The sequence below is a fragment of the Pseudomonas sp. genome (genome assembly GCF_035512415.1).
Taxonomy (GTDB): Bacteria; Pseudomonadota; Gammaproteobacteria; order Pseudomonadales; family Pseudomonadaceae; genus Aquipseudomonas.
This window is the reverse complement of sequence record NZ_DATKDZ010000004.1, coordinates 17,609-43,423: the sequence shown is the minus strand read 5'-3', so window position 1 is coordinate 43,423 and position 25,815 is coordinate 17,609. Positions and strand designations below refer to the sequence as shown.

Here is a 25,815-nt window from a genome sequence, read left to right as displayed (position 1 = left end):
AGGTGGCGAGCCTAGCAGAATCATTTCGCCGCGCGGAGCCGCCCCCATGTACTGGACTGAGTTTTTAGCTGTGGCCCTGATCCACCTGCTTGCGGTGGCCAGTCCAGGGCCGGATTTCGCCATTGTGGTGCGCGAAAGTGTCGCCCATGGGCGGCGTGCCGGCATCTTCAGTGCGATAGGAGTGGGCTGCGGGATCTTTATCCATGTGGCCTATTCACTGCTGGGCATCGGCCTGATCGTGTCGCAGTCGATCGTGCTGTTCAATGCCCTCAAGTGGCTGGCCGCCGCTTACCTGCTGTATATCGGCATCAAGGCGCTGCGCGCCAAGCCGGCCCGTCCAGATGAGGCCGAGCTGAGCTTGGGCGAGGTTGTGCGTTCGCCTCGAGCCGCCTTTGTCGCTGGCTTTGTGACCAATGGTCTGAACCCCAAGGCCACGCTGTTCTTCCTCTCGCTGTTTACCGTGGTGATCAACCCGCATACGCCGCTGCCGGTGCAGGCGGGCTACGGGGTTTACCTGGCCGTGGCGACCGCGCTGTGGTTCTGCATGGTCGCGCAACTGTTCAGCCACCAGCGGGTACGCGCCGGTTTCGCACGCATGGGCCACTGGTTCGACCGGCTGATGGGCACCGTGCTGGTGGGGCTGGGCGTCAAGCTGGCTTTTACTGAACTGCGTTAAATCGAGCGCTTTAACGAAAACGCCCCGCATTAGCGGGGCGCTTTTTGTAGTACATAACCTGTTCAGTCGTCTTTGCCTTTGCTGCGCATAGCCCGCTGCACTTCGCGGTCGGCGTCGCGCTCCTTCTCGGTGTGGCGCTTGTCGAAGTCCTTCTTGCCTTTGGCCAGGGCGATCTCGCACTTGATCAAATGCGCTTTCCAGTAGATCGACAGCGCCACGCAGGCGTAGCCCTTCTGCTGTACGGCACTGAACAGTTTGTCCAGTTCGCGTTTGTTCAGCAGCAGCTTGCGGGTGCGTATCGGGTCGGCGATCACGTGGGTGCTGGCCGTCGTCAGTGGGGTGATGTGGCAGCCCATCAGCCAGGCTTCGTCGTTCTTCAGCAGCACATAGCTGTCGACCAACTGAGCCTTGCCGGCGCGCAGACTTTTCACTTCCCAGCCGGCCAGGACCAAGCCTGCCTCGAACCTGGATTCGACGAAGTAATCGTGCATCGCCTTCTTGTTCTGGGCGATGGTGCCTTGCGGGTGTTTCTTTTGTTTAGCCATAGGGCGCGCATTATAGGGAGTCAGTGGCGCGGGCGCCATGTGCTGAGCAGGGCAAAACGCGGGATTGCGCTCGTCATGGCTACTGGCTATTTCGGCTGCGCTTGAGCCGTTCCGGGTAATCCCCGACAATGCGCGATCTTTTTCAAGCAGAGCGGGCTAGCCGAACATGGCGAACGACAAGGTCTCGATACACGGTGCCTGGGCCAGCCGGTGGGTTTTTATTCTTGCCGCGACCGGCTCGGCCGTTGGCCTGGGCAATATCTGGAAATTTCCCTATATGACCGGGATGTACGGCGGCGGTGCCTTCGTGGCCATGTACCTGCTGTGCATCGTGCTGGTCGGGGTGCCGATCATGCTGGCGGAAACCCTGATTGGTCGCCGCGGCCGACAGAGCCCGGTCAACGCCATGAAGAGCCTGGCGCTCGAGGCGGGTGCATCGAAGCACTGGTCACTGGCAGCGCTGGTCGGGCTGGTGGCGGCCTTGCTGATTCTGTCTTTTTACAGTGTGGTAGCCGGCTGGTCGCTGGATTACATCTTCGGCATGGGCAGTGGTGATTTTCGCGGGATCAGCGCCGAGGGGGCGGGAGCCGCCTTCGGTGGTTTGACCAGCGATCCCTGGCGGCTGACCCTGTGGCACAGCCTGTTTATGCTGGTGACCGCCATCGTTATCGGCAATGGTGTGGTGGCCGGTCTGGAGCGCAGCCTGCGGATCATGATGCCGCTGCTGTTCGTGCTGTTGCTGGTGCTGCTCGGCTACAGCCTGACCACCGGGCATTTTATGCAGGGCTTCGATTTCCTCTTTCACTTCGATCCAAGCAAGGTGCAGGACGGTATTCTCGCGGCCATGGGCCATGCCTTCTTCACCCTCAGCGTCGGTGTGGGCTCGATCATGGTCTACGGTGCCTATATGCCGAAGAAGGCCTCAATCGGCAGCACGGTACTCGCCGTTGGTCTGCTCGATACCCTGGTGGCTCTGACGGCCGGTCTGGCGTTGTTTCCCATCGTTTTCGCCGCGGGCCTGGAACCGGGCGGCGGCCCAGGGTTGATGTTCGTGACCCTGCCCATTGCCTTTGGCTCTATCGCTTTCGGCCAGATTATGGGCCTGGTGTTCTTCGTTCTGGTGGCGATAGCCGCCTGGAGTTCGTCGATCTCCATGCTCGAGCCGGCGGTGGCTTATTTTGTCGAGCGCAGCGGGCGCAGCCGGGCGCTGGTAACCAGTGTGCTGGCGCTGTTCTGCTGGGTGGTCGGCATGGGCACTGTGCTGTCGTTCAATATTGGCGCGGAGGCCAAGTTCTTTGTCTTTGCCGAGGACGGTTTCCACTTTTACCAGTGGGGTGCCGAGGGCGGGCGCAACTTCTTCGACAGCATCGACTACCTGACCAGCCGTATCCTCCTGCCTCTGGGCGGCCTGGCCTTTGCCCTGTTCGCCGGCTGGGCGATGAACCGCGAGGCGGTACGCGATGAACTGGCGATCAAGAACCCCCTGTTGTTCAATCTGCTGTACTGGCTGGTGCGCGTTGTCGCCCCTGTTGGCGTATTGATCGTCTTTATTGCGGAGCTGAGCAAGTGACAGCCTGCTATCTGAGTGAAACCATAGCGTTATGAGCACCCATATTCAGCGTTCGGCTTTATTGCCTTATCCGGCCCAGGCGCTTTTCGATCTGGTCAACGATGTCGCCAGCTATCCGCAGTTTCTGCCCTGGTGTTCGGCCAGCGAGGTGCTGGAGGTCAGCGAGACCCATATGCGCGCCAGTCTGGCGGTGGCCAAGGGCGGTATGAGCCAGCGCTTTGTGACCTCCAACACGCTGGTGTCTGGCGAGCTGATCAAGCTGACCCTGGTCGAGGGGCCGTTCACTCAGTTGTATGGGCATTGGGAGTTCAAAGCCTTGGGTGACAAGGCCTGCAAAATCAGCCTGGATCTGACCTTCGACTATGCCGGGCCGCTGGTGCGGGCTACCCTCGGGCCGTTGTTCAATCAGGCGACCAACACCCTGGTCGATGCCTTCTGTCAAAGGGCCAAACAGCTATATGGATAAGCAGAGCATTGTGGTCGAAGTGGTCTATGCCCTGGCCGACAAGCAGAAGTTGCTGCGCCTGAGCCTGCCTCACGGCACCACGGTGCGCCAGGCAGCGCTGCAGTCGGGAATGCAGGCGCACTTCCCGGACCTGGATCTGCACAACAGCCCGCTGGGTATCTTCGGAAAGGCGGTTGCCAAGCCCGATGAGCGCGTGCTGGAAGACGGCGAGCGGGTGGAAATCTATCGTCCGCTGATTGCCGACCCGAAAGAGGTGCGCAAGCAGCGGGCGGCCAAGGCGGCCAAAGCCAAGGCGGATGACGAAGAGATGTAACGAGCGGTTTACCGCGCATAAAAAAGCCCGGAAGTGTCCGGGCTTTTTTATGCGTTGCTGCTACTGCGGGCTGGTTTCCAGCGGTTCTGGGGTCGGTACCGGGACGCTCTGCACGCTGTCGACTTCGCGCTGGATCTGTTCCAGCAGCGAGCCGGGGGCTGGTTTGTCTTCTACTGCCGGGCGCGGTGTGGCTTGTGGTGTGGTCACGCCGCTGTCTTCGCCGAGGATGGCCTGATCGCGGCTGACGCCCGGCATAAAGTCACCGGACAGGCCCACCAGCTGATCGTCAGCGCTGAAGTTGACGCTGATGCGCTCCTGCAGGCGATGTCCGCCACCGGGCTGGATGCTGTACAGATAGTCCCAGCGATTGCTGTGGAAGGTGTCGGTGAGCAGTGGGTTGCCCATGATAAACCGCACTTGTCGGCGGGTCATTCCCGGGCGCAACTGGTCTATCATGTCTTGCGTCACGACATTGCCCTGTTGGATGTCGATTTTATAAACCCCGGGGAATGAACAACCGGCGAGTGCGAATAGCCCTGTAAGGGTAAGGCTGGTCAGCAGGAGTTTGGTTTTTTGCATCGGTGGGCGACTTCCACTATCTTGGCTGGGCAATATAAACCCGGATCATACCCGCAATAAAGGAAGCTGCGAAGCCGCTTCCGTGAGAAAGCAGACCATGGTTGAAAATAGCGAACTACGCAAGGCTGGCCTGAAAGTGACCCTGCCACGGGTCAAGATTCTGCAAATGCTCGACTCCGCCGGTCAGCGTCACATGAGTGCAGAGGATGTTTACAAGGCACTGATGGAGGCTGGTGATGACGTGGGGCTGGCCACCGTCTATCGCGTGTTGACCCAGTTCGAGGCCGCAGGTCTGGTGGTGCGGCACAACTTCGATGGCGGCCACGCCGTATTTGAATTGGCCGACGGTGGTCATCACGATCATATGGTCTGTGTCGATTCGGGCGAGGTGATCGAGTTTTTCGATGTCGAGATCGAAAAACGTCAGAAAGAAATCGTCAAAGAGCACGGTTTCGAACTGGTCGATCACAATCTTGTGCTCTACGTGCGCAAGAAAACCTGATTGACTGCTGCATAACAAAGGCGACCCTAGGGTCGCCTTTGTGCTTTCTGCGGTCTGCTCGATCAGGCCTGGACACTGCCGACCATCTGTCGGGCGTGGGCCAGGGACTCTTCGGTGAGGTCGACGCCGCCGAGCATGCGGGCGATTTCCTCGACCCGCTGCGTGGAGCTTAGCTTGCTCACGGCGGTGCGGGTGGCATCGCTGTCGCGCACCTTGTGTACGAACAGGTGTTGATGCCCTTGTGCGGCGACTTGCGGCAAGTGGGTGACGGTCAGTACCTGACCGCGTTCGCCGAGGCGGCGCAGCAGCTGGCCGACCACTTCGGCGGTGGGGCCGCCGATGCCAACGTCTACTTCGTCGAAGACCAGTGTTGGTACCCGCGAGGTTTGTGCGGTGATCACCTGGATCGCCAGGCTGATGCGCGACAGTTCGCCGCCCGAGGCGACCTTGGCCAGGGCCTTCAGCGGTTGTCCAGGGTTGGCGCTGACCAGAAATTCCAGCTGCTCCAGGCCGTTGGGGTGCGGCTCGCTGTTGGGGTTGGCGCTCAGTTTGATGCTGAAGCGCCCGCCGGGCATGCCCAGGTTCTGCATTTCCAGTTCCACCGCCGCGGCCAGCGCGCTGGCGGCTTTATTGCGCAGTGCGCTCAGTTCCGTGGCCTTTTCCTGGTAATGGCGCTCGAAGGCACCGAGCTCTTCGCCCAGGCGTTCGGCGGCCTGGTCGTCGGCGTTAAGGCTTTCCAGTTCTTCAAACAGTTGCTGCTGCATGGCGATCAGCTCGCCGGGCTGAATACGGTGCTTGCGCGCCAGGGTGTAGATCGCGTCCAGGCGCTCTTCCATCTGCTGCAGGCGTTCGGGATCGGCGTCGAAGTGGTCGAGAAAGCGGTTCAGCTCGCCGACCGCTTCTTCCACCTGGATCTGCGCGCTGGCCAGCAGGTTGGTGGCTTCGCTCAAGGCTCCGGGCTGGCCCTGGAAGGCACCGAGGCGGTTAAGGCTGCTGGTTAGCGCCGAGAGCACGTTGCCGGCGTCATTCTCACTGCACTGCTCGATTACCAGGCGGCAGGCACTGAGCAGGCTTTCGGCGTTGGTCAGGTTCTTGTGTTCCTGCTCCAGGTTGTCCAGCTCGTTCTCGCCCAGGGCCAGATTGTCGAGCTCTTCCAGCTGATAGCTCAGCAGTTGATGGCGCGCGCGCTGTTCGTCGCCGATGCTGGAGATGCGCTGCAGTTCGCTCTTGGTCTGTTTCCAGCGTTGGGCAGCCAGTTGCACCTGGCGCGCCAGCTCCTGGCTGCCGGCGTATTCGTCGAGCAGGCGGCGGTGGGTGTCGGCCTTGAGCAGTGACTGGTGTTCGTGCTGGTTGTGGATATCGATCAGGCGCTCGCCCAGGGCCTTGAGGTCGCCCTGGGGGCAGGGCGCGCCGTTGATATAGCCGCGCGAACGGCCTTCGGCGGTGATCACCCGACGGAGGATGCACGGGCCGTCATTGTCCAGATCGCGTTCGGCCAGCCAGGCGCGGGCTTCGGGGATGTCGGACAGGTCGAAGCTGGCGAGAATATCCGCCTTGTCCGCACCGGGGCGGACCACGCCGCTGTCGGCGCGGTCGCCCAGGCACAGGCCGAGGGCGTCGAGCATGATCGACTTGCCGGCACCGGTTTCGCCGCTGATCACGCTCATGCCAGCGTCCAGCTCCAGATCAAGATGTTCAACGATGGCGTAGTTGTGTACGGACAGGTGCACCAGCATGGCGAGGGCCTCCCAAGTTCATGTCTGGTTATTTATACAGTGTTTTTTTGTGGGCTGACAATCCATCTGCTGTCCTTGAAACCACATTTTTTGGCCCCATATAGCGGTCAGGCACGTGAGTTGAGGCTCGCGTCGGTTTTTAAGAGGAGAGACGCATGGCTGACGAACAGACCCTGGATACGCAGAACCCCGATGTACAAACAGCTGCCGAAGCGGCTGCGGGTGATGACCTGGTTGCCCGCGTGCAAGCGCTGGAAGAGCAACTGGCCACTGCGCAGGATCAGTCGCTGCGCATGGCTGCCGATCTGCAGAACGTGCGCCGCCGCGCCGAGCAGGATGTAGAGAAGGCGCACAAATTCGCTCTGGAGAAATTCGCCAACGACCTGTTGCCGGTGGTGGATAGCCTGGAGCGCGGCCTTGAGCTGTCGAATCCGGATGATGAGGCGATCAAGGCCGTACGTGAGGGCATGGAGCTGACGCTCAAGCTGTTCGGCGACACTCTCAAGCGCCACCAGTTGGAAGCCATTGATCCGCACGGCGCGCCGTTCAACGCCGAACACCATCAGGCGATGGCGATGCAGGAAAGCACCAACGTCGAGCCTAACAGCGTGCTCAAGGTGTTCCAGAAGGGCTACATGCTCAATGGTCGTTTGTTGCGCCCCGCCATGGTGGTGGTCAGCAAGGCACCGGTACAAGCGCCACCATCGATCGATGAGCAGGCTTGAAATTCGCCGCGCTGCCCCCATTAAACAGTCAAGCGTTTTAGTGCTACCGCTGCTGACAACGATCAGCTGCGGGATTATCAAAGTTTCGGGAGAGTGAAGATGGGTAAAATTATCGGTATCGACCTGGGGACCACCAACTCGTGCGTCTCGGTTCTGGAAAACGGCAAGGCCAAAGTTATTGAAAACGCTGAAGGCGCGCGCACCACGCCGTCGATCATCGCGTACGCCAACGATGGCGAAATTCTGGTTGGCCAGTCGGCCAAGCGTCAGGCAGTGACCAATCCGCACAACACCCTGTACGCGGTGAAGCGTCTGATCGGTCGTCGTTTTGACGAAGAAGTCGTGCAGAAAGACATCCAGATGGTCCCGTACAAGATCGTCAAAGCTGACAACAACGACGCCTGGGTTGAAGTGAACGGCCAGAAAATGGCACCGCCACAAATCTCGGCTGAAATTCTCAAGAAGATGAAGAAGACCGCCGAAGACTACCTCGGCGAGCCAGTGACCGAAGCGGTGATCACCGTGCCGGCCTACTTCAACGACAGCCAGCGTCAGGCCACCAAAGACGCCGGCCGTATCGCTGGTCTGGACGTCAAGCGAATCATCAACGAGCCGACCGCAGCCGCTCTGGCTTACGGTATGGACAAGGCCAAGGGCGATCACACCGTGATCGTTTATGACCTGGGTGGCGGTACCTTCGACGTTTCCGTAATTGAAATCGCTGAAGTCGACGGTGAGCACCAGTTCGAAGTGTTGGCCACCAACGGTGACACCTTCCTCGGCGGTGAAGACTTTGACATTCGTCTGATCGACTACCTCGTTGACGAATTCAAGAAAGAAAGCGGCATGAACCTCAAGGGTGACCCGCTGGCCATGCAGCGCCTGAAAGAAGCCGCTGAGAAGGCCAAGATCGAGCTGTCCTCGAGCCAGTCGACCGATGTCAACCTGCCGTATATCACTGCAGACGCCACCGGTCCGAAGCACCTGAACGTGAAGATTTCCCGCGCCAAGCTGGAATCGCTGGTTGAAGACCTGGTGCAGCGCACCATCGAGCCTTGCCGCATCGCCCTGAAAGACGCCGGTATCGACATCAGCAAGATCAACGACGTGATCCTGGTTGGCGGTCAGACCCGCATGCCGCTGGTGCAGAAGCTGGTTACCGATTTCTTCGGTAAAGAAGCGCGTAAAGACGTCAACCCGGACGAAGCTGTAGCCATGGGTGCTGCTATCCAAGGCGCGGTACTGTCGGGCGACGTGAAAGACGTGCTGCTGCTCGACGTGTCGCCGCTGACCCTGGGTATCGAAACCATGGGCGGCGTGATGACTGCGCTGATCGAGAAAAACACCACGATTCCGACCAAGAAATCGCAAGTGTTCTCGACTGCCGACGACAACCAGGGTGCCGTGACCATTCACGTACTGCAGGGCGAGCGCAAGCAAGCCAGTGGTAACAAGTCCTTGGGCAAATTCGACCTGGCCGAGATTCCGCCGGCTCCGCGTGGCGTACCGCAGATCGAAGTCACCTTCGATATCGATGCCAACGGCATCCTGCACGTCGGCGCGAAAGACAAGGCGACCGGCAAGACTCAGTCCATCGTGATCAAGGCCAACTCCGGTCTGTCTGAAGAAGAAATTCAGCAGATGGTCCGTGATGCCGAAGTCAACGCCGAGGAAGATCGCAAGTTCGAAGAGCTGGCGACCGCACGCAACCAGGGCGATCAGCTGGTTCACGCCAGCCGCAAGATGATCGTTGAGGCCGGCGACAAGGCTACTGCCGACGAGAAGGCTGCCATCGAAACCGCACTGAGCGCGCTGGAAGTGGCGATCAAGGGCGACGACAAGGCGGATATCGACGCCAAGATGGCCGCGCTGTCCGAAGTGACCGCACCGCTTGCGCAGAAGATGTACGCCGAGCAGCCGCAGCCGGGCGCTCAAGCCCCAGGCGGCGAAGAAGCCAAGGACGCAGCGGACGACGTAGTCGACGCCGAGTTCGAAGAGGTCAAGGAAAACAAGTAAGCGCGAGCTTATGCCGCTCTGGCCGGGCGTGACGCGAGTCGCGGCCGGCATGTTTCGCCGCGCGGGAGCTTGCTCCCGCGTTGGCGTGTCTGGAGCAGACGATTTGAAGGTATTGAAGACTTATGGCTAAACGTGACTATTACGAGGTGCTCGGTGTCGAGCGCGGTGCCAGCGAAGCGGAGCTGAAAAAAGCCTACCGCCGCCTGGCCATGAAGCATCACCCGGACCGTAATCCCGACGATAAAGCCTCGGAAGAGAAGTTCAAGGAGGCCAACGAGGCCTACGAAGTGCTCTCCGATGCCGGCAAGCGCTCGGCCTACGATCAGTACGGCCATGCCGGGGTCGACCCGCAGATGGGTGGCGGTGGTGGCGGTCCGGGTGGGGCGAACTTCTCGGATATCTTCGGCGATGTATTCAGTGATTTCTTCGGTGGCGGCGGTCGCGGTGGTCAGCGGGGCGGCGCGCAGCGCGGCAGTGACCTGCGCTACACCCTGGAGCTGGACCTGGAAGAGGCGGTGCGTGGCACCACGGTAACCATTCGCGTGCCGACCCTGGTGGGTTGCAAGACCTGCGATGGCTCGGGGGCGAAGAAGGGCACCAGTCCGGTGACCTGTACCACCTGTGGCGGTATCGGCCAGGTGCGCATGCAGCAGGGTTTCTTCTCGGTGCAGCAGACCTGTCCACGTTGCCACGGCAGCGGCCGGATGATCACCGATCCTTGCGGATCCTGCCACGGCCATGGCCGGGTGGAAGAGCACAAGACCCTGTCGGTGAAGGTGCCTGCGGGCGTCGATACCGGTGATCGCATTCGCCTGTCCGGCGAAGGCGAGGCGGGTGCCATGGGTGGCCCGGCGGGCGATCTGTATGTGGTGGTGAATGTGCGCGAGCACGCGATCTTCCAGCGTGACGGCAAGCACCTGTACTGCGAAGTACCGATCAGCTTCGCCGATGCGGCCCTGGGCGGCGAGCTGGAAGTGCCGACCCTGGATGGTCGGGTCAAGCTGAAGATTCCCGAAGGGACTCAGACCGGCAAGATGTTCCGTCTGCGCGGCAAGGGCGTGGCCCCGGTGCGCGGTGGCGGTGCTGGCGACCTGATGTGCAAGGTGGTGGTGGAAACCCCGGTGCACCTGGACAAGCGTCAGCGTGAACTGCTGGACGAGTTCCGCAAGTCCCTGGAGGGCGACAGCTCGCACTCGCCGAAGGCCAATGGCTGGTTCGAGGGCGTGAAGCGCTTCTTTGGCGACCTGTAAATCCCGCTGTCAGGCTGCGCTGGCCGCTAAGCGGCGGCTGCAGCCTGGGGCGACAGCTTGGAGCTGATAGCTATGCAACGTATCGCAGTAATGGGCGCCGCCGGGCGCATGGGCAAGACCCTGATCGAGGCGGTGCAGCAGGCCGACGGTGCGCAACTGAGCGCGGCGATTGATCGTGCCGATAGCAGCCTGGTTGGTGTCGATGTGGGTGAGCTGGTCGCTCAGGGCAAGATTGGCGTCAATCTGTCCGGTGATCTGAATGCGGTGCTCGATCAATTCGATGTGCTGATCGATTTCACCCATCCATCGGTCACCCTGAAGAATCTGCAAGTCTGCCGTCAGGCCGGCAAGGCCATGATTATCGGCACCACCGGCTTTTCCCCGGAGGAGAAGCAGTTGCTGGTCGAGGCCGGTAAGCAGATTCCCATCGTCTTTGCCGCCAACTTCAGCGTTGGCGTCAACCTGTGCCTGAAGTTACTCGACACCGCGGCACGGGTGCTGGGCGACGAGGTGGATATCGAGATCATCGAGGCTCACCACCGGCATAAGGTCGATGCGCCGTCCGGTACCGCCCTGCGTATGGGTGAAGTGGTGGCCAATGCCCTGGGTCGCGATCTGCAGAAAGTTGCGGTCTACGGCCGTGAAGGCCAGACCGGTGCCCGCGAGCGCGAGACCATAGGTTTCGCTACCGTGCGCGCAGGTGATGTGGTGGGCGATCACACCGTACTGTTCGCCGCCGATGGCGAGCGGGTGGAAATTACCCACAAGGCGTCGAGCCGTATGACCTTCGCCAAAGGTGCGGTGCGCGCGGCGCTGTGGCTGCACAAGCGGCAGCCGGGCCTGTACGACATGCAGGACGTTCTGGGCCTCAACTGAGGCATTGTGTCGCAGGAATGGTTTTTAACTGGAACATAGTCGCAACTGGCGGTGGACCAAAAAGGCACTTTCCTGTAAGCTTTCTGCTTTAGTGTGTCCACTAAAGTTGCGCAGAATGAATCAGATAAAAAAGCGGGGTGACGGTTGATACGTCATCCCGCTTTTTTACAATCTGCGTTTGCTTCACGTTTCGATCTTCGGAGGTTTTCTTGAGTAAGCCAGCCCTTAAACCTGCCATTTTGGCTCTTGCTGATGGCAGTATTTTTCGCGGCGAGGCCATCGGTGCCGATGGCCAGACTATTGGTGAGGTGGTTTTTAACACCGCCATGACCGGTTATCAGGAAATTCTTACCGATCCTTCCTATGCCCAGCAGATCGTCACCCTGACCTACCCGCATATCGGCAACACCGGCACCACGCCGGAAGACGCCGAGTCCAACCGGGTCTGGGCCGCCGGCCTGATCATTCGTGATCTGCCGCTGACCTCCAGCAACTGGCGCAACAAGCAGCCACTGGATGAGTACCTGAAGGAAAATGGCACCGTCGCCATCGCCGGTATCGATACCCGCCGCCTGACCCGCATCCTCCGCGAGAAGGGTTCGCAGAACGGCTGCATTCTGGTTGGCGATGACGCCACCGAAGAGAAAGCCCTGGAATTGGCGCGCAGCTTCCCCGGCCTTAAAGGCATGGACCTGGCCAAAGTGGTCAGCTGCACCGAGCGCTACGAGTGGCGTTCCAGTGTGTGGAATCTGAAAGACGACAGCCACCCTGAAATTCCAGCCAGCGAGCTGCCTTACCATGTGGTCGCATACGACTACGGGGTCAAGCTGAACATCCTGCGCATGTTGGTCGAGCGCGGTTGCCGCGTCACTGTAGTGCCGGCGCAAACCCCGGCATCTGAGGTGCTGGCGCTGAATCCCGATGGCGTGTTCCTGTCCAACGGCCCTGGCGACCCCGAGCCCTGCGACTACGCGATCCAGGCCATCAAGGACGTGCTGGAAACCGAAATCCCGGTATTCGGCATCTGCCTCGGCCACCAGCTGTTGGCCCTGGCCTCCGGTGCCAAGACCCTGAAAATGGGCCACGGCCACCACGGTGCCAACCACCCGGTGCAGGACCTGGACACAGGTGTGGTGATGATCACCAGCCAGAACCACGGTTTCGCCGTGGATGAAGCCAGCTTGCCGAGCAATGTGCGGGCGATTCACAAGTCGCTGTTCGACGGTTCCCTGCAGGGTATCGAGCGTACCGACAAGGACGCCTTCAGCTTCCAGGGTCACCCCGAAGCGAGCCCCGGCCCAGCCGATGTGGCCCCGCTGTTCGACCGTTTTATCGAAGCCATGGCCAAGCGCCGCTAAACCTCGCCGACCGACCCAAGGATTCGAGTAACCGCTATGCCAAAACGTACAGATATCAAAAGCATCCTGATCCTCGGTGCCGGCCCGATTGTTATCGGCCAGGCCTGCGAGTTCGATTATTCCGGTGCACAAGCCTGTAAGGCGCTGAAGGAAGAGGGTTACCGGGTCATCCTGGTCAACTCCAACCCGGCCACCATCATGACCGACCCGGCCATGGCTGACGCCACCTATATCGAGCCGATCAAGTGGTCCACCGTGGCCAAGATCATCGAGAAGGAGCGCCCGGACGCCCTGCTGCCGACCATGGGCGGCCAGACCGCGCTGAACTGCGCGCTGGATCTGGAAAAGCACGGCGTACTGGAAAAGTTCGGTGTGGAAATGATCGGTGCCAACGCCGACACTATCGACAAGGCCGAAGACCGTTCGCGCTTCGACAAGGCGATGAAAGACATCGGCCTGGCCTGCCCGGTTTCCGGCATCGCCCATAACATGGAAGAAGCCTACGGCGTGCTGGAGAAGGTTGGCTTCCCCTGCATCATCCGTCCGTCCTTCACCATGGGCGGCACCGGCGGCGGTATCGCCTACAACCGCGAAGAGTTCGAAGAAATCTGTGCCCGCGGTATCGATCTGTCGCCGACCAGCGAGCTGCTGATCGACGAGTCGCTGATCGGCTGGAAGGAATACGAGATGGAGGTGGTCCGCGACAAGAAGGACAACTGCATCATCGTCTGCGCCATCGAAAACTTCGATCCGATGGGCGTGCACACCGGCGACTCGATTACCGTGGCCCCGGCGCAAACCCTGACCGACAAGGAATACCAGATCCTGCGTAACGCATCGCTTGCGGTGTTGCGCGAGATCGGTGTGGAAACCGGCGGTTCCAACGTGCAGTTCGGCATCTGCCCGAACACTGGCCGTATGGTTGTCATCGAGATGAACCCGCGGGTGTCGCGTTCCTCGGCGCTGGCCTCCAAGGCCACCGGCTTCCCGATCGCCAAGATCGCCGCCAAGCTGGCCGTGGGTTACACCCTCGACGAGCTCTCCAACGACATCACCGGCGGCCGCACCCCTGCTTCGTTCGAGCCGGCCATCGACTATGTCGTGACCAAGATCCCGCGTTTCGCCTTCGAGAAGTTCCCCAAGGCCGACGCGCGTCTGACCACGCAGATGAAGTCCGTCGGCGAAGTGATGGCCATCGGCCGTACCTTCCAGGAATCCATGCAGAAAGCCCTGCGCGGCCTGGAAGTTGGCGTGTCCGGCTTCGATCCGATGCTCGACCTGAACGATCCGGAAGCGGAAAGCACCCTCAAGCGCGAGCTGATCGTGCCGGGCGCCGACCGCATCTGGTACCTGGCCGATGCCTTCCGTGCCGGCAAGACGGTTGCTGAAGTGTTCGAGCTGACCCGTATCGACGAGTGGTTCCTGGTGCAGATCGAAGATCTGATCAAGGACGAAGAGCGGATCAAGACCCTGAGCCTGGCCAGCATCGACCGCGATCAGATGTACAAGCTCAAGCGCAAAGGCTTCTCCGATATCCGCCTGGCCAAGTTGCTCGGCATCTCCGAGAAGAGCCTGCGCAGCCATCGTCACAAGCTGAAAGTGCTGCCGGTGTACAAGCGTGTCGACACCTGCGCCGCCGAGTTCGCCAGCGACACCGCCTATATGTACTCGACCTACGAGGAAGAGTGCGAGGCTGCGCCGTCCACGCGCGACAAGATCATGATTCTCGGTGGCGGGCCTAACCGTATCGGCCAGGGCATCGAGTTCGACTACTGCTGCGTACACGCCGCACTGGCGCTGCGTGAAGACGGTTACGAGACCATCATGGTCAACTGCAACCCGGAAACCGTCTCCACCGATTACGACACCTCCGACCGCCTGTACTTCGAGCCGGTAACCCTGGAAGACGTGCTGGAAATCGTCCGCGTCGAGCAGCCCAAAGGCGTGATCGTGCAGTACGGCGGCCAGACCCCGCTGAAGATCTGCCGTGCCCTGGAAGAAGCTGGCGTGCCGATTATCGGCACCTCGCCGGATGCCATCGACCGTGCCGAAGACCGCGAGCGCTTCCAGCAGATGGTCCAGCGCCTGCACCTGCGTCAGCCGCCGAACTGCACCGCGCGTAGCGAAGAAGAGGCCCTGGCTGCGTCCAAGGTTATCGGTTATCCGCTGGTGGTGCGTCCGTCCTATGTACTGGGCGGCCGGGCGATGGAAATCGTCTACCAGGAAGAAGAACTCAAGCGCTATATGCGCGAAGCGGTGAAGGTGTCGAACGACAGCCCGGTGCTGCTCGACCACTTCCTCAACTGCGCCATCGAAGTCGATATCGATGCCATCTGCGACGGCGAGACCGTGGTAATTGGCGCGATCATGCAGCACATCGAACAGGCCGGCGTGCACTCCGGTGACTCGGCCTGCTCGCTGCCACCGTATTCGCTGCCGGCGCATATCCAGGACGAGATCCGTGATCAGGTCAAGAAAATGGCCCTGGAACTCGGCGTGATCGGCCTGATGAACGTGCAGATGGCCGTGCAGGGCGAGGATATCTTCGTCATCGAAGTCAACCCACGCGCCTCGCGTACCGTGCCCTTCGTCTCCAAGTGCATCGGCATCTCCCTGGCGATGCTCGGTGCCCGGGTAATGGCCGGCAAGACTTTGGCCGAAGTCGGTTTCACCCAGGAAATCATCCCCAACTTCTACAGCGTCAAGGAAGCGGTATTCCCCTTCGCCAAGTTCCCCGGCGTCGACCCGATCCTCGGCCCAGAAATGAAGTCTACCGGTGAAGTCATGGGTGTCGGCGACAGCTTCGGTGAAGCCTTCGCCAAGGCCCAGATGGGCGCTAGCGAAGTGCTGCCGAACGCAGGCGTGGCCTTTATCAGCGTGCGTGACGACGACAAGCCGCTGGTGGCTGACGTCGCTCGCGACCTGATCGGTCTGGGCTTTGAAGTGGTGGCAACCGCCGGTACCGCCAAGTTGATCGAGGCCGCTGGTTTGCCAGTACGCCGGGTCAACAAGGTCACCGAAGGTCGTCCGCATGTGGTCGACATGATCAAGAATGACGAAGTCACCCTGATCATCAACACCACCGAGGGGCGTCAGTCGATTGCCGACTCCTACTCGATTCGTCGTAACGCCCTGCAGCACAAGATCTACTGCACCACCACCATTGCGGCGGGTCAGGCGATCTGTGAAGCGCTGAAGTTCGGTCCCGAGAAGACCGTGCGCCGCCTGCAGGACCTGCATGCAGGACTCAAGGCATGACTAAATACCCGATGACCGTCCAGGGCGCGCGCGCCCTGGAAGAAGAGCTCGCTCATCTGACCAAGGTGGTACGCCCCAAGCTGAGCCAGGACATTGGCACGGCGCGCGAGCTGGGCGACCTCAAGGAAAACGCCGAATACCACGCCGCCCGTGAGCAGCAGGGCATGGTCGAGGCGCGCGTGCGCGATATCGAAGGCCGTCTGCAGAATGCCGTGGTGATCGATGTCACCACCATCGAGCACACCGGCAAGGTGATCTTCGGCACCACCGTGGAGATCGCTAACGTCGAAACCGACGAAAGCGTGACTTACCAGATCGTGGGGGAAGACGAGGCCGATATCAAACAGCGTAAGCTGTCGGTCGGCTCGCCGATTGCACGCGCCCTGATCGGCAAGGAAGAGGGTGATGTGGTCGTGGTCAAGACGCCCAGCGGCACCGTCGAGTACGAGATCGTCGAGGTTCGTCATATCTAAGCCCGCTGCGCGCGATGCCGGGGCAATCAGCTGGCTGCTGGCCCAGACCCTCTGGGTGGGTGGCCTCTGGTTGCTGCATTTTCTGTTGTTGCCGGCCATCGCCAAAACCGGTCTAGCCTCGCTGCTGGTCGAGGAGTTGAGCAGTGCTCTGCGCCCACTGCTGGTGGGGCTCGCGGCGGCTTGTGCCGGTGTGCAGGTGCTGGTACTGGTGCGTGGTGAAGGGCTGGCGAGTCTGTGGCGGGATATGCGTGGGCAGTTACTGTTGGTGGTGCTGCTGATGGCCGCCAGCTATCTGGGCGCGCAGCGTCTTATGCCCGAGACGGCTGGGCTCTGGCTGATGTTCAGCTATCTGGTAATGGCTTTCTGCGGTTTGCTGCTGGTGTTGCAGCCCGTTCCGGGCGGCACCGGCGCTAAACTGCATGCCTCCCGCAAGGGCAAGAGGCATACAGCCTGAAGCTGTCAGCCGTGATGGCGGTGGATATTCGACAGGTTCTTGTTCGGCTTGGGGTTCTTGCGGTAAATCAGCGCCATCTTGCCGATAACCTGCACCAGTTCGCTCTTGCCGGCCTTGCACAGCTCGTTGATGGCCGCCAGGCGAGCCTCGCGCTCGACGATGCGCAGTTGCACTTTAATCAGTTCATGATCGCTCAGGGCGCGCTCCAGTTCGGCCAGCACGCCTTCGGTCAAACCATTGTCGGCCACTATCAATACGGGTTTCAGGTGGTGGCCGATAGATTTGAATTGTTTCTTCTGCTCTTGAGTGAGCGGCATAATCTGATTCCTGCATTTAATCTGGTAAAAAACGGCGATCAGTTTACCCGAGCGCTCTCGGGGCCGCCCAGATATTCATGCTTTGTAAAGTTCGAGGTGTTGCGTGGCCCGTTCCAAGACCAGTCAAGGTTGGCTGAAAGAGCATTTCAACGACCCCTACGTGAAAATGGCGCAGAAGGACGGCTATCGTTCGCGCGCCAGCTACAAGCTGCTGGAGATCCAGGAAAAGGATCGCATCCTGCGCCCAGGCATCACCGTGGTCGACCTGGGAGCCGCGCCGGGTGGCTGGTCGCAGGTCACCAGTCGAGTGATCGGCGACAAGGGACGGTTGATCGCCTCCGATATTCTGGAGATGGACAGCATCCCCGATGTCAATTTCATCCAGGGTGACTTCACTGATGATGCAGTGTTCGCGCAGATCCTTGAGGCGATCGGTAATCAGCCGGTAGACCTTGTGATTTCCGATATGGCCCCCAATATGAGTGGGGTAAGGGAATCAGATCAGCCGCGCGCGATGTACCTATGCGAGCTGGCCCTGGATTTGTCGACTCGGGTATTGCGCCCGGGTGGTGATTTTCTGATCAAGATCTTCCAGGGTGAAGGTTTCGATCTGTACCACAAGCAGGTGCGGCAGCTGTTCGACAAGGTGCAGATGCGTAAGCCTCTGTCCTCGCGTGACCGCTCCCGCGAGCAATATATGCTGGCGCGCGGTTTCCGCGGGCTTTAAGTAGGCATGCAACCATGCGCCGTCAGGCCGGTCCAAGCCGGTATGCCAAGGTGCTGCGGGTTGCAGGCAAATAAAGGGTTACAGACGGCGTCTGCCAGGTGTGGGCGTTGTGTAGTAAGTTAGACTGATACATAACTGGTCGTCATGCGAAGCACGCTTCGAGACGAGGCCTGCTGCAGAGGGTAGCTAATTGAACGACATGGCAAAGAATCTGGTCCTGTGGCTGATCATCGCCGCCGTTTTGGTGACGGTGATGAACAATTTTTCCAGCCCGAGTGAGTCGAACAAACTCAACTACTCGGAGTTTATCCAGCAGGTCCAGGACGGCTCCGTCAAGCGAGTGACCGTCGACGGCTTTATTATCAGCGGCATCCGTGGTGATGGTTCTTCCTTCGAGACCGTGCGTCCGGCGATCCAGGACAACGGCCTGATCAAGGACCTGATCGACAACAATGTCGAAATCGTCGGCAAGCAGCCTGAGCAGCAGAGCATCTGGACTCAGTTGCTGGTGGCCAGCTTCCCGATCCTGGTGATCATCGCCGTATTTATGTTCTTTATGCGCCAGATGCAGGGCGGCGCAGGCGGTAAGGGCGGGCCGATGAGCTTTGGCAAGTCCAAGGCGCGCCTGCTCTCCGAAGATCAGGTCAAGACCACCTTCGCCGACGTCGCCGGTTGCGATGAGGCCAAGGAAGAAGTTGGCGAACTGGTGGAATTCCTCCGTGATCCGGGCAAGTTCCAGCGTCTCGGCGGGCGTATCCCACGCGGCGTGCTGATGGTTGGCTCGCCGGGTACCGGTAAGACCCTGCTGGCCAAGGCGGTTGCGGGCGAAGCCAAGGTGCCGTTCTTCACCATTTCCGGTTCTGATTTCGTCGAGATGTTCGTCGGTGTTGGTGCATCCCGGGTGCGCGACATGTTCGAGCAGGCGAAGAAGCATGCGCCGTGCATCATCTTTATCGATGAGATCGATGCCGTTGGTCGCCATCGTGGTGCTGGTATGGGTGGCGGTCACGACGAGCGTGAACAGACCCTCAACCAGTTGCTGGTGGAGATGGACGGCTTCGAAATGAATGACGGCATCATCGTTATCGCCGCGACCAACCGTCCTGACGTGCTCGACCCTGCGCTGCTGCGTCCGGGTCGTTTCGACCGTCAGGTGGTGGTGGGGCTGCCGGATATCCGTGGCCGCGAACAGATTCTCAAAGTGCATATGCGCAAAGTGCCGATGGGCGAAGACGTCGCGCCGGCCGTGATTGCACGTGGTACGCCGGGCTTCTCCGGTGCCGATCTGGCCAACCTGGTCAACGAAGCCTCCCTGTTTGCCGCCCGCGCTGGTAAGCGTGTGGTGGAAATGAAGGAGTTCGAACTGGCCAAAGACAAGATCATGATGGGTGCCGAGCGCAAGACCATGGTCATGTCGGACAAGGAAAAGCTCAACACCGCCTTCCACGAGGCGGGTCACGCCATCGTTGGTCGCCTGGTGCCCGAGCACGATCCGGTCTACAAGGTGTCGATTATTCCCCGTGGTCGCGCCCTGGGTGTGACCATGTTCCTGCCGGAAGAAGATCGCTACAGCCTGAGCAAGCGTGCTCTGACCAGTCAGATCTGCTCGCTGTTCGGCGGCCGTATCGCCGAGGAGATGACCCTGGGCTTCGAGGGCGTCACCACTGGTGCTTCCAACGACATCATGCGCGCCACCCAGCTGGCCAAGAATATGGTCACCAAGTGGGGCTTGTCGGAAAAGCTTGGCCCGATGATGTATGCCGAAGAAGAGGGCGAAGTGTTCCTTGGGCGCAGCATGGGCAGCAATCAGAGCAATGTTTCGGCCGAAACCGCCAAGGTGATCGATCAGGAAATACGCAGCATCATCGATAGCTGCTACAGCACGGCTCGTCGTCTGCTGGAAGAAAACCGCGACAAGCTCGATGCCATGGCGCAAGCGTTGATGAAGTACGAGACCATTGATGCCGAGCAGATCGAGGACATCATGAATGGCCTTGCGCCGCGCGAGCCCAAGGGCTGGCAGGGTGGCGACGATAATAACGGTACGCCCACCGCGCCTGTTGAAGTCGCCGAGTCCGCAGAAAAACCAATTGGTGGCCCTGCCGCCGAGCACTAAGGTTCTACATGCCTGCTGCACCCACCCTTAACCGGCTGCCCTGTGGCAGCCGGTTTCTTGATTTAAGCCGCCCACACGTGATGGGCATTCTCAACGTAACCCCCGACTCTTTCTCTGACGGCGGTCGTTTCAGTCAGCGCGATGCGGCTCTGCGCCATGCTGAGGCGATGCTGCAGGCGGGTGCGACGCTGATTGATGTTGGCGGCGAGTCGACCCGCCCGGGTGCCCGTGCGGTTTCCCCGGTCGAAGAGCTGGAGCGAGTTGCGCCTGTGGTTGAGGCGATTGCCGCCGAGCTGGATGTGATTATCTCGGTGGACACCTCGACGCCGGCGGTGATGCGCGAAACCGCGCGTCTGGGTGCAGGGTTGATCAACGATGTACGTTCGCTGCAGCGTGATGGGGCGTTGGATGCGGCAGCCGATAGTGGCCTGCCGGTGTGCCTGATGCATATGCGCGGCGAGCCGACCACCATGCAGCAGAATCCTCAGTACGCCGATGTGCTGGTCGAGGTGCGCGATTTTCTTGCTGAGCGCATGGCAGCTTGTGCGACAGCCGGAATCGCCGTTGAGCGGCTGATCCTTGATCCGGGCTTTGGTTTCGCCAAGACCCTGGAGCACAATCTCAGTCTGTTCAAGCATATGGAGCTCTTGCATGGTCTTGGGCGGCCCCTGCTGGTCGGGGTTTCACGCAAAAGCATGATCGGCAAGGTTCTCGGGCATGAGGTCGGCGGGCGGCTGTATGGCAGCCTGGGCCTGGCCGCCCTGGCCATAACCAAGGGCGCGCATATCCTGCGGGTCCATGATGTGGCCGAAACTATTGATGTGGTGCGCATGCTGGCCGCAGTTGAAGCGGCCGAATAAGTATTCAAGGAATCCGAGTCATGGCGAGAAAATATTTTGGTACCGATGGTATCCGTGGGCGTGTTGGCGACTTTCCGATCACTCCGGACTTTATGCTCAAGTTGGGTTGGGCGGCGGGCATGGCCTTTCGCAAGCAGGGCAAGTGCCGCATTCTGATCGGCAAAGACACGCGGATTTCCGGCTATATGTTCGAATCGGCACTTGAGGCCGGCCTGGCTGCAGCCGGTGCCGATGTGCAGTTGCTCGGCCCCATGCCGACTCCGGCCATTGCCTACCTGACGCGCACCTTCCAGGCCGACGCAGGGATCGTTATCAGCGCCTCGCACAACCCCTATGACGATAACGGCATCAAGTTCTTCTCCAGTCAGGGCACCAAACTGCCGGACGAGGTCGAGTTGATGATCGAGGAGTTGCTTGATCAGCCGATGACCGTGGTGGAGTCGACACACATCGGCAAGGCCTCGCGCATCAATGATGCGTCTGGGCGCTATATCGAGTTCTGCAAGAGCAGCGTGCCGAGCAATACCAGTTTCGCCGGGCTGAAGGTTGTTCTCGATTGTGCCCATGGCGCGGCCTACAAGGTGGCACCCAGCGTATTTCGCGAGCTGGGGGCTGAGGTGCATGTGCTGTCGGCGCAGCCGGACGGGCTGAATATCAATGCCGGTTGCGGCTCTACCCATATGGAGACGCTGCAGGCCGAGGTGGTGGCGCGTCATGCAGATCTGGGTATCGCCTTCGATGGTGATGCCGATCGGGTGTTGATGGTCGATCACACCGGCACCCTGGTCGATGGTGATGAGCTGCTGTTTATCATTGCTCGGGATCTGCACGAGCGCGGCAAGCTGCAGGGTGGCGTGGTCGGCACCTTGATGAGCAACCTGGGCCTGGAGTTGGCCTTGGCCGATCTGGGTATTCCTTTTGTGCGGGCCAAGGTGGGGGATCGTTATGTGATTGCCGAGCTGCTGGCGCGCAACTGGCTGCTGGGCGGTGAGGGATCGGGTCACCTGGTGTGCTTCCAGCACACCACCACGGGGGATGCGATTATCGCGGCGCTGCAGGTGCTGATGTCGCTCAAGCGTCGTGAGCAGTCCCTTGGCGAGGCGCGCCAGGGCATGCAGAAGTGCCCTCAGGTGCTGATCAACGTGCGGTTCGCTGGGGGTGTCGATCCGCTTGAGCATGCTGCCGTGCAGGAAGCGAGTGCGCGCGTGACCGAGCAGATGGCAGGGCGCGGGCGGGTGCTGCTACGCAAATCCGGTACCGAACCGCTGGTGCGAGTCATGGTTGAAGGTGACGATGAAGGCCAGGTACGCGGCTATGCCGATGAATTGGCTAAGGTTGTTGCACAGGTATGTGCTTGATTCGGCTTGCCAGTCCTGAATCCGTTGGGTAACATCTGCGCCCTCTTTGACCGACGAGGTAAAGCATGCGTCGCCCAATGGTAGCTGGTAACTGGAAAATGCACGGTACCCGCGCCAGCGTCGCAGAGCTGATCAACGGTCTAAGTCGTCAGGTGTTGCCTGATGATGTCGAGATAGCAGTGTTTCCCTCCAGTGTGCACCTTGTTCAGGTGAGCGCTGAGTTGGCAGGCAAGGCGGTTGTGGTAGGTGCACAGGATTGTGCGACTGAGCCGCAGCAGGGTGCCTTGACCGGTGAGGTTGCCGCGTTCCAGTTGCTGGATGCGGGTTGCTCGCTGGTGTTGGTGGGGCACTCCGAACGCCGCTCTTTGCTGGGCGATTCTGACGAGGTTGTCACGCGCAAGTTTGCTGCGGCGCAGTCGTGCGGTTTGACTCCGGTGTTGTGTGTGGGGGAAACCCTGGCGCAGCGCGAGGCAGGCGAAACGCTGGCGGTGGTGGCGAGGCAGTTAGCTGCTGTTGCGGGCAAGCTGGGTGTGCAGGTGTTTGAGCGTGCCGTAATTGCCTATGAGCCGGTTTGGGCGATAGGCACCGGGTTGACGGCTTCGCCTGAGCAGGCCCAGGAGGTGCACGCAGCGATTCGCAGTCAGCTTGCGGCGCAAGATGCCGAGTTGGCTGGCAGGGTAAGAATTCTTTATGGCGGCAGTGTGAAGGCCGCCAGTGCTGCCGAGTTGTTCGGTATGCCGGATATCGATGGGGGGCTTGTGGGTGGAGCCTCTCTGAATGCGGATGAGTTCGGTGCGATCTGTCGCGCCGCAGGAAGCTGACATGATGCTGGAAACAGTCGTAGTAGTTTTTCATCTGCTGGGTGCGATCGGTGTGGTTGCACTGGTTCTGTTGCAGCAGGGTAAGGGTGCCGATGCTGGCGCGTCTTTCGGTTCGGGTGCTTCCGCTACTGTTTTTGGTAGCCAAGGTTCCTCTACCTTTTTGAGTCGCGTTACTGCTATACTCGCCACCGCTTTTTTCATGACTAGCTTGGGCTTAGCTTACGTAGCTAAAGACAAAGCTGATGGTATGGCTCAGGTTGGTTTGCCTGATCCAGCAGTCCTGGAAGTTCAGCAGGCCAAGCCGGCTGTTGAAGATGTACCGGTTTTGGAAGCCACTACGCCGGCTGTTGAAGCGGCGGATGTACCTCAGGCCCCAGAGCAGCAGTAAGTAGTAAGCAGTAAACGATTTTGCCGAGGTGGTGGAATTGGTAGACACGCTACCTTGAGGTGGTAGTGGCCATAGGCTGTAGGGGTTCGAGTCCCCTCCTCGGTACCAATTAAACAAGAAAGCCCGCTACATGCGGGCTTTCTTGTTGCTGGAGCTTCGGTTGACCCCTTATAGGGTTCAGTCGTATAATCCGGCCCCAGCTTTGATGCGGGATAGAGCAACAAGGTCGCTCCTCGGGGAGGTTTCCCGAAGATGGCTGGTTAAGTCCAGCCCCCCGCAATCAGATGTAGCGGAGCCCCTTTTCAGGGGCTTTTTGCTAGCTGGGTGACAGCTTTGCCGGCCTTTAGAGGGCGGTTCGATGATGGGCGCTTCGCCCATTTTTTATTTGCACAGCATGCGCGAGGGGTTCAGGTGTCGAGCAAGCTAGAACAGTTGCAGGCCTTGGTGGCCCCGGTAGTCGAGGCTCTTGGCTATCAATGTTGGGGTGTCGAGTTCCTGTCGCAGGGGCGGCATTCCCTGCTGCGAATTTATATTGATAAACAGCCTGACGGCGTGCTGATCGAAGACTGTGAAATTGTCAGTCGGCAGATCAGCGGCGTTCTCGATGTCGAGGACCCAATCAGTGCCGAGTACACCCTCGAGGTGTCTTCACCGGGTATGGACCGTCCCCTGTTCACGCTTGAACAGTTCGCCGCTCACGCGGGTGAGCAGGTAAAGATCAAGCTGCGCTCGCCTTTCGAAGGGCGACGCAACTTTCAAGGCCTTCTGCGCGGCGTGGAAGAGCAGGATGTGGTGGTGCAGGTGGATGACCACGAATTCCTGTTGCCGGTCGACTTGATCGACAAGGCCAACATTATCCCCAGATTTGATTGAGACGCGGATCCCGCGAAAGCTGCGCAGATTGCGCAGGATCCAATGGATTGCGAAAGGCGAGGCGTACGATGAGCAAAGAAGTACTGCTGGTTGTTGAGTCGGTATCCAACGAAAAGGGCGTACCGGCGAGTGTGATTTTTGAAGCGCTGGAACTGGCCCTGGCCACGGCGACCAAGAAGCGTTTTGAAGATGAAGTCGAGTTGCGGGTGGTGATCAATCGCCAGACTGGCAACTATGAAACTTTCCGCTGCTGGACAGTGGTAGAGGAAAGCGATTTCGACGACCCGGCCCACCAGGTCACCACCGACATGCCGCGGGCTGTTGAAGCCAACGCAAAAGTCGGCGATGTGCTGGAAGAGAAGATCGAGTCGATCGAATTCGGCCGTATCGCGGCGCAAACCGCCAAGCAAGTCATCGTGCAAAAAGTCCGCGAGGCCGAGCGTGCGCAGGTGGTTGAAGCCTATCGCGAGCGTCTGGGGGAAATCATCTCCGGCACCGTGAAGAAGGTCACCCGCGACAGCGTGATCGTCGACCTGGGTAACAACGCCGAGGCGCTGTTGGCCCGTGAAGACATCATCTCCCGCGAGACTTTCCGCGTCGGTGTGCGTCTGCGCGCCCTGCTCAAGGAAATCCGCACCGAGAACCGCGGCCCGCAGCTGATTCTGTCGCGTACCGCGCCGGAAATGCTGATTGAGCTGTTCCGCATTGAAGTGCCGGAAATCGCCGAAGAGCTGATCGAAGTCATGGGCGCGTCCCGTGATCCAGGTTCGCGCGCCAAGCTGGCCGTGCGTTCCAAAGACAAGCGTATTGACCCGCAGGGTGCCTGTATCGGCATGCGCGGTTCGCGCGTGCAGGCGGTCTCCGGTGAGTTGGCGGGCGAACGTGTTGATATCGTGCTGTGGGATGACAATCCCGCGCAGTTCGTCATCAACGCCATGTCGCCGGCTGAAGTGGCCGCCATTATTGTCGACGAAGATGCCCATGCCATGGACATCGCCGTTGGCGCAGACAACCTTGCTCAGGCCATTGGCCGCGGCGGTCAGAACGTGCGCCTGGCCAGTCAGTTGACTGGCTGGACCCTGAACGTGATGACCGAGGCGGACATCCAGGCCAAGCAGCAGGCGGAAACAGGCGACATCCTGCAGAACTTTATCGACGAGTTGGAAGTCGACGAAGAACTGGCCCAGGTGTTGGTCGAAGAAGGCTTCACCAGCCTTGAAGAAATTGCCTACGTACCGATGGAAGAAATGCTCAGCATCGATGGTTTTGACGAGGATATCGTCAGCGAGCTTCGCGCTCGTGCCAAAGATCGCCTGCTGACTAAAGCCATCGCCAACGAGGAAAAGCTGGCAGATGCCCACCCAGCCGAAGACTTGCTCTCGCTTGAGGGGATGGATAAGGCGCTTGCGCATGAACTGGCAGTGCGCGGCGTTGTTAACCGCGAAGACCTGGCCGAGCAGTCGATTGATGACCTGCTCGACATCGACGGTATCGACGCTGAGCGTGCCGGCAAGTTGATCATGGCCGCCCGAGCCCATTGGTTCGAGTAAGTAGTTGC

General features: G+C 60.1%; 25 protein-coding genes and 1 tRNA gene. 22 read left to right on the top strand and 4 right to left on the bottom strand.

Going from position 1 to position 25,815, the window contains the following annotated elements; all coding sequences use genetic code 11:
* Nucleotides 1-46: 46 nt before the first annotated feature.
* Nucleotides 47-676: a LysE family translocator gene (locus VMP31_RS00970; protein ID WP_325503159.1), complete on the top strand. Its 630-nt coding sequence runs from the start codon at nt 47-49 to the stop codon at nt 674-676.
* Nucleotides 677-738: 62 nt separating this feature from the next.
* Here VMP31_RS00970 and smpB read toward each other — a convergent pair whose 3' ends face one another.
* Nucleotides 739-1,221, bottom strand: coding sequence for an SsrA-binding protein SmpB (smpB, locus tag VMP31_RS00965; protein WP_325503157.1), 483 nt, complete (start codon nt 1,219-1,221; stop codon nt 739-741).
* Nucleotides 1,222-1,387: 166 nt separating this feature from the next.
* Here smpB and VMP31_RS00960 point away from each other — a divergent pair, with 166 nt between their 5' ends.
* From VMP31_RS00960 to VMP31_RS00950, 3 genes are read left to right on the top strand one after another with little or no spacing between them, the layout of a single operon-like run.
* Entirely contained in the window at nt 1,388-2,791 is a 1,404-nt protein-coding gene (locus tag VMP31_RS00960; RefSeq protein WP_325503155.1) for a sodium-dependent transporter, read from the top strand.
* 31 nt (nt 2,792-2,822) lie between these two features.
* Nucleotides 2,823-3,257, top strand: coding sequence for a type II toxin-antitoxin system RatA family toxin (locus tag VMP31_RS00955; RefSeq protein ID WP_325503153.1), 435 nt, complete (start codon nt 2,823-2,825; stop codon nt 3,255-3,257).
* Nucleotides 3,250-3,570, top strand: a complete 321-nt coding sequence (locus tag VMP31_RS00950) for an RnfH family protein (protein ID WP_325503151.1) — start codon at nt 3,250-3,252, stop codon at nt 3,568-3,570. Before VMP31_RS00955 ends, VMP31_RS00950 begins: the two co-directional genes overlap by 8 nt.
* A gap of 60 nt (nt 3,571-3,630) precedes the next feature.
* Here the strand turns inward: VMP31_RS00950 and VMP31_RS00945 are convergent, their stop codons facing one another.
* Nucleotides 3,631-4,149, bottom strand: a complete 519-nt coding sequence (locus VMP31_RS00945; protein WP_325503149.1) for an outer membrane protein assembly factor BamE — start codon at nt 4,147-4,149, stop codon at nt 3,631-3,633.
* A 97-nt stretch (nt 4,150-4,246) separates the two neighbouring features.
* Here VMP31_RS00945 and fur point away from each other — a divergent pair, with 97 nt between their 5' ends.
* Nucleotides 4,247-4,651 (top strand): ferric iron uptake transcriptional regulator, encoded by a 405-nt coding sequence (fur, locus tag VMP31_RS00940; protein ID WP_325503147.1) that lies wholly within the window; start codon nt 4,247-4,249, stop codon nt 4,649-4,651.
* A 62-nt stretch (nt 4,652-4,713) separates the two neighbouring features.
* Here the strand turns inward: fur and recN are convergent, their stop codons facing one another.
* Nucleotides 4,714-6,387, bottom strand: a complete 1,674-nt coding sequence (recN, locus tag VMP31_RS00935; RefSeq protein ID WP_325503145.1) for a DNA repair protein RecN — start codon at nt 6,385-6,387, stop codon at nt 4,714-4,716.
* A gap of 155 nt (nt 6,388-6,542) precedes the next feature.
* Between recN and grpE the strand changes: the two genes are divergently transcribed.
* The 8 genes from grpE (at nt 6,543) to VMP31_RS00895 (ending at nt 16,797) form a co-directional block, all read left to right on the top strand.
* Nucleotides 6,543-7,112 (top strand): nucleotide exchange factor GrpE, encoded by a 570-nt coding sequence (grpE, locus tag VMP31_RS00930; protein WP_325503143.1) that lies wholly within the window; start codon nt 6,543-6,545, stop codon nt 7,110-7,112.
* A 99-nt stretch (nt 7,113-7,211) separates the two neighbouring features.
* Nucleotides 7,212-9,128, top strand: coding sequence for a molecular chaperone DnaK (gene dnaK, locus VMP31_RS00925; protein WP_325503141.1), 1,917 nt, complete (start codon nt 7,212-7,214; stop codon nt 9,126-9,128).
* 122 nt (nt 9,129-9,250) lie between these two features.
* The gene (gene dnaJ, locus VMP31_RS00920) at nt 9,251-10,378 is read left to right on the top strand and encodes a molecular chaperone DnaJ (protein WP_325503139.1); all 1,128 of its coding nucleotides are present in this window, start codon (nt 9,251-9,253) and stop codon (nt 10,376-10,378) included.
* A gap of 72 nt (nt 10,379-10,450) precedes the next feature.
* On the top strand, nt 10,451-11,254 hold the full coding sequence (dapB, locus tag VMP31_RS00915) for a 4-hydroxy-tetrahydrodipicolinate reductase (protein WP_325503138.1): 804 nt from the start codon (nt 10,451-10,453) through the stop codon (nt 11,252-11,254).
* 209 nt (nt 11,255-11,463) lie between these two features.
* Nucleotides 11,464-12,612, top strand: coding sequence for a glutamine-hydrolyzing carbamoyl-phosphate synthase small subunit (gene carA, locus VMP31_RS00910; RefSeq protein ID WP_325503136.1), 1,149 nt, complete (start codon nt 11,464-11,466; stop codon nt 12,610-12,612).
* A 36-nt stretch (nt 12,613-12,648) separates the two neighbouring features.
* Nucleotides 12,649-15,870 carry a carbamoyl-phosphate synthase large subunit gene (carB, locus tag VMP31_RS00905; protein ID WP_325503134.1) on the top strand — a complete coding sequence of 1,074 codons (3,222 nt, stop codon included), beginning with the start codon at nt 12,649-12,651 and terminating at the stop codon, nt 15,868-15,870.
* Nucleotides 15,867-16,343 (top strand): transcription elongation factor GreA, encoded by a 477-nt coding sequence (gene greA, locus VMP31_RS00900; RefSeq protein WP_325503132.1) that lies wholly within the window; start codon nt 15,867-15,869, stop codon nt 16,341-16,343. The genes carB and greA overlap by 4 nt, the downstream gene beginning before the upstream one ends.
* Nucleotides 16,276-16,797: a DUF4149 domain-containing protein gene (locus VMP31_RS00895; protein WP_325503130.1), complete on the top strand. Its 522-nt coding sequence runs from the start codon at nt 16,276-16,278 to the stop codon at nt 16,795-16,797. Before greA ends, VMP31_RS00895 begins: the two co-directional genes overlap by 68 nt.
* A gap of 5 nt (nt 16,798-16,802) precedes the next feature.
* On the opposite strand, the gene yhbY is transcribed toward VMP31_RS00895, so the two are convergent.
* The gene (gene yhbY / locus VMP31_RS00890; RefSeq protein ID WP_325503128.1) at nt 16,803-17,114 is read right to left on the bottom strand and encodes a ribosome assembly RNA-binding protein YhbY; all 312 of its coding nucleotides are present in this window, start codon (nt 17,112-17,114) and stop codon (nt 16,803-16,805) included.
* 103 nt (nt 17,115-17,217) lie between these two features.
* On the opposite strand from yhbY, the gene rlmE reads away from it, so the two are divergent.
* From rlmE to nusA, 9 genes are all read left to right on the top strand, one after another.
* Nucleotides 17,218-17,841 (top strand): 23S rRNA (uridine(2552)-2'-O)-methyltransferase RlmE, encoded by a 624-nt coding sequence (gene rlmE / locus VMP31_RS00885; RefSeq protein WP_325503126.1) that lies wholly within the window; start codon nt 17,218-17,220, stop codon nt 17,839-17,841.
* Nucleotides 17,842-18,040: 199 nt separating this feature from the next.
* Entirely contained in the window at nt 18,041-19,957 is a 1,917-nt protein-coding gene (ftsH, locus tag VMP31_RS00880; protein ID WP_325503124.1) for an ATP-dependent zinc metalloprotease FtsH, read from the top strand.
* A gap of 8 nt (nt 19,958-19,965) precedes the next feature.
* Entirely contained in the window at nt 19,966-20,817 is an 852-nt protein-coding gene (gene folP / locus VMP31_RS00875; protein ID WP_325503122.1) for a dihydropteroate synthase, read from the top strand.
* Between the two features lie 20 nt (nt 20,818-20,837).
* Nucleotides 20,838-22,175, top strand: a complete 1,338-nt coding sequence (gene glmM, locus VMP31_RS00870; RefSeq protein ID WP_325503120.1) for a phosphoglucosamine mutase — start codon at nt 20,838-20,840, stop codon at nt 22,173-22,175.
* A 65-nt stretch (nt 22,176-22,240) separates the two neighbouring features.
* Nucleotides 22,241-22,996: a triose-phosphate isomerase gene (tpiA, locus tag VMP31_RS00865; protein ID WP_325503118.1), complete on the top strand. Its 756-nt coding sequence runs from the start codon at nt 22,241-22,243 to the stop codon at nt 22,994-22,996.
* Nucleotides 22,997-23,000: 4 nt separating this feature from the next.
* Complete coding sequence (secG, locus tag VMP31_RS00860; protein ID WP_325503284.1) at nt 23,001-23,384, top strand: preprotein translocase subunit SecG; 384 nt, start codon at nt 23,001-23,003, stop codon at nt 23,382-23,384.
* A 22-nt stretch (nt 23,385-23,406) separates the two neighbouring features.
* Nucleotides 23,407-23,492 (top strand) — tRNA-Leu (locus VMP31_RS00855).
* Between the two features lie 303 nt (nt 23,493-23,795).
* Nucleotides 23,796-24,257 carry a ribosome maturation factor RimP gene (gene rimP, locus VMP31_RS00850; protein WP_325503116.1) on the top strand — a complete coding sequence of 154 codons (462 nt, stop codon included), beginning with the start codon at nt 23,796-23,798 and terminating at the stop codon, nt 24,255-24,257.
* A gap of 68 nt (nt 24,258-24,325) precedes the next feature.
* Nucleotides 24,326-25,807: a transcription termination factor NusA gene (gene nusA, locus VMP31_RS00845; RefSeq protein ID WP_325503114.1), complete on the top strand. Its 1,482-nt coding sequence runs from the start codon at nt 24,326-24,328 to the stop codon at nt 25,805-25,807.
* Nucleotides 25,808-25,815 lie beyond the last annotated feature (8 nt).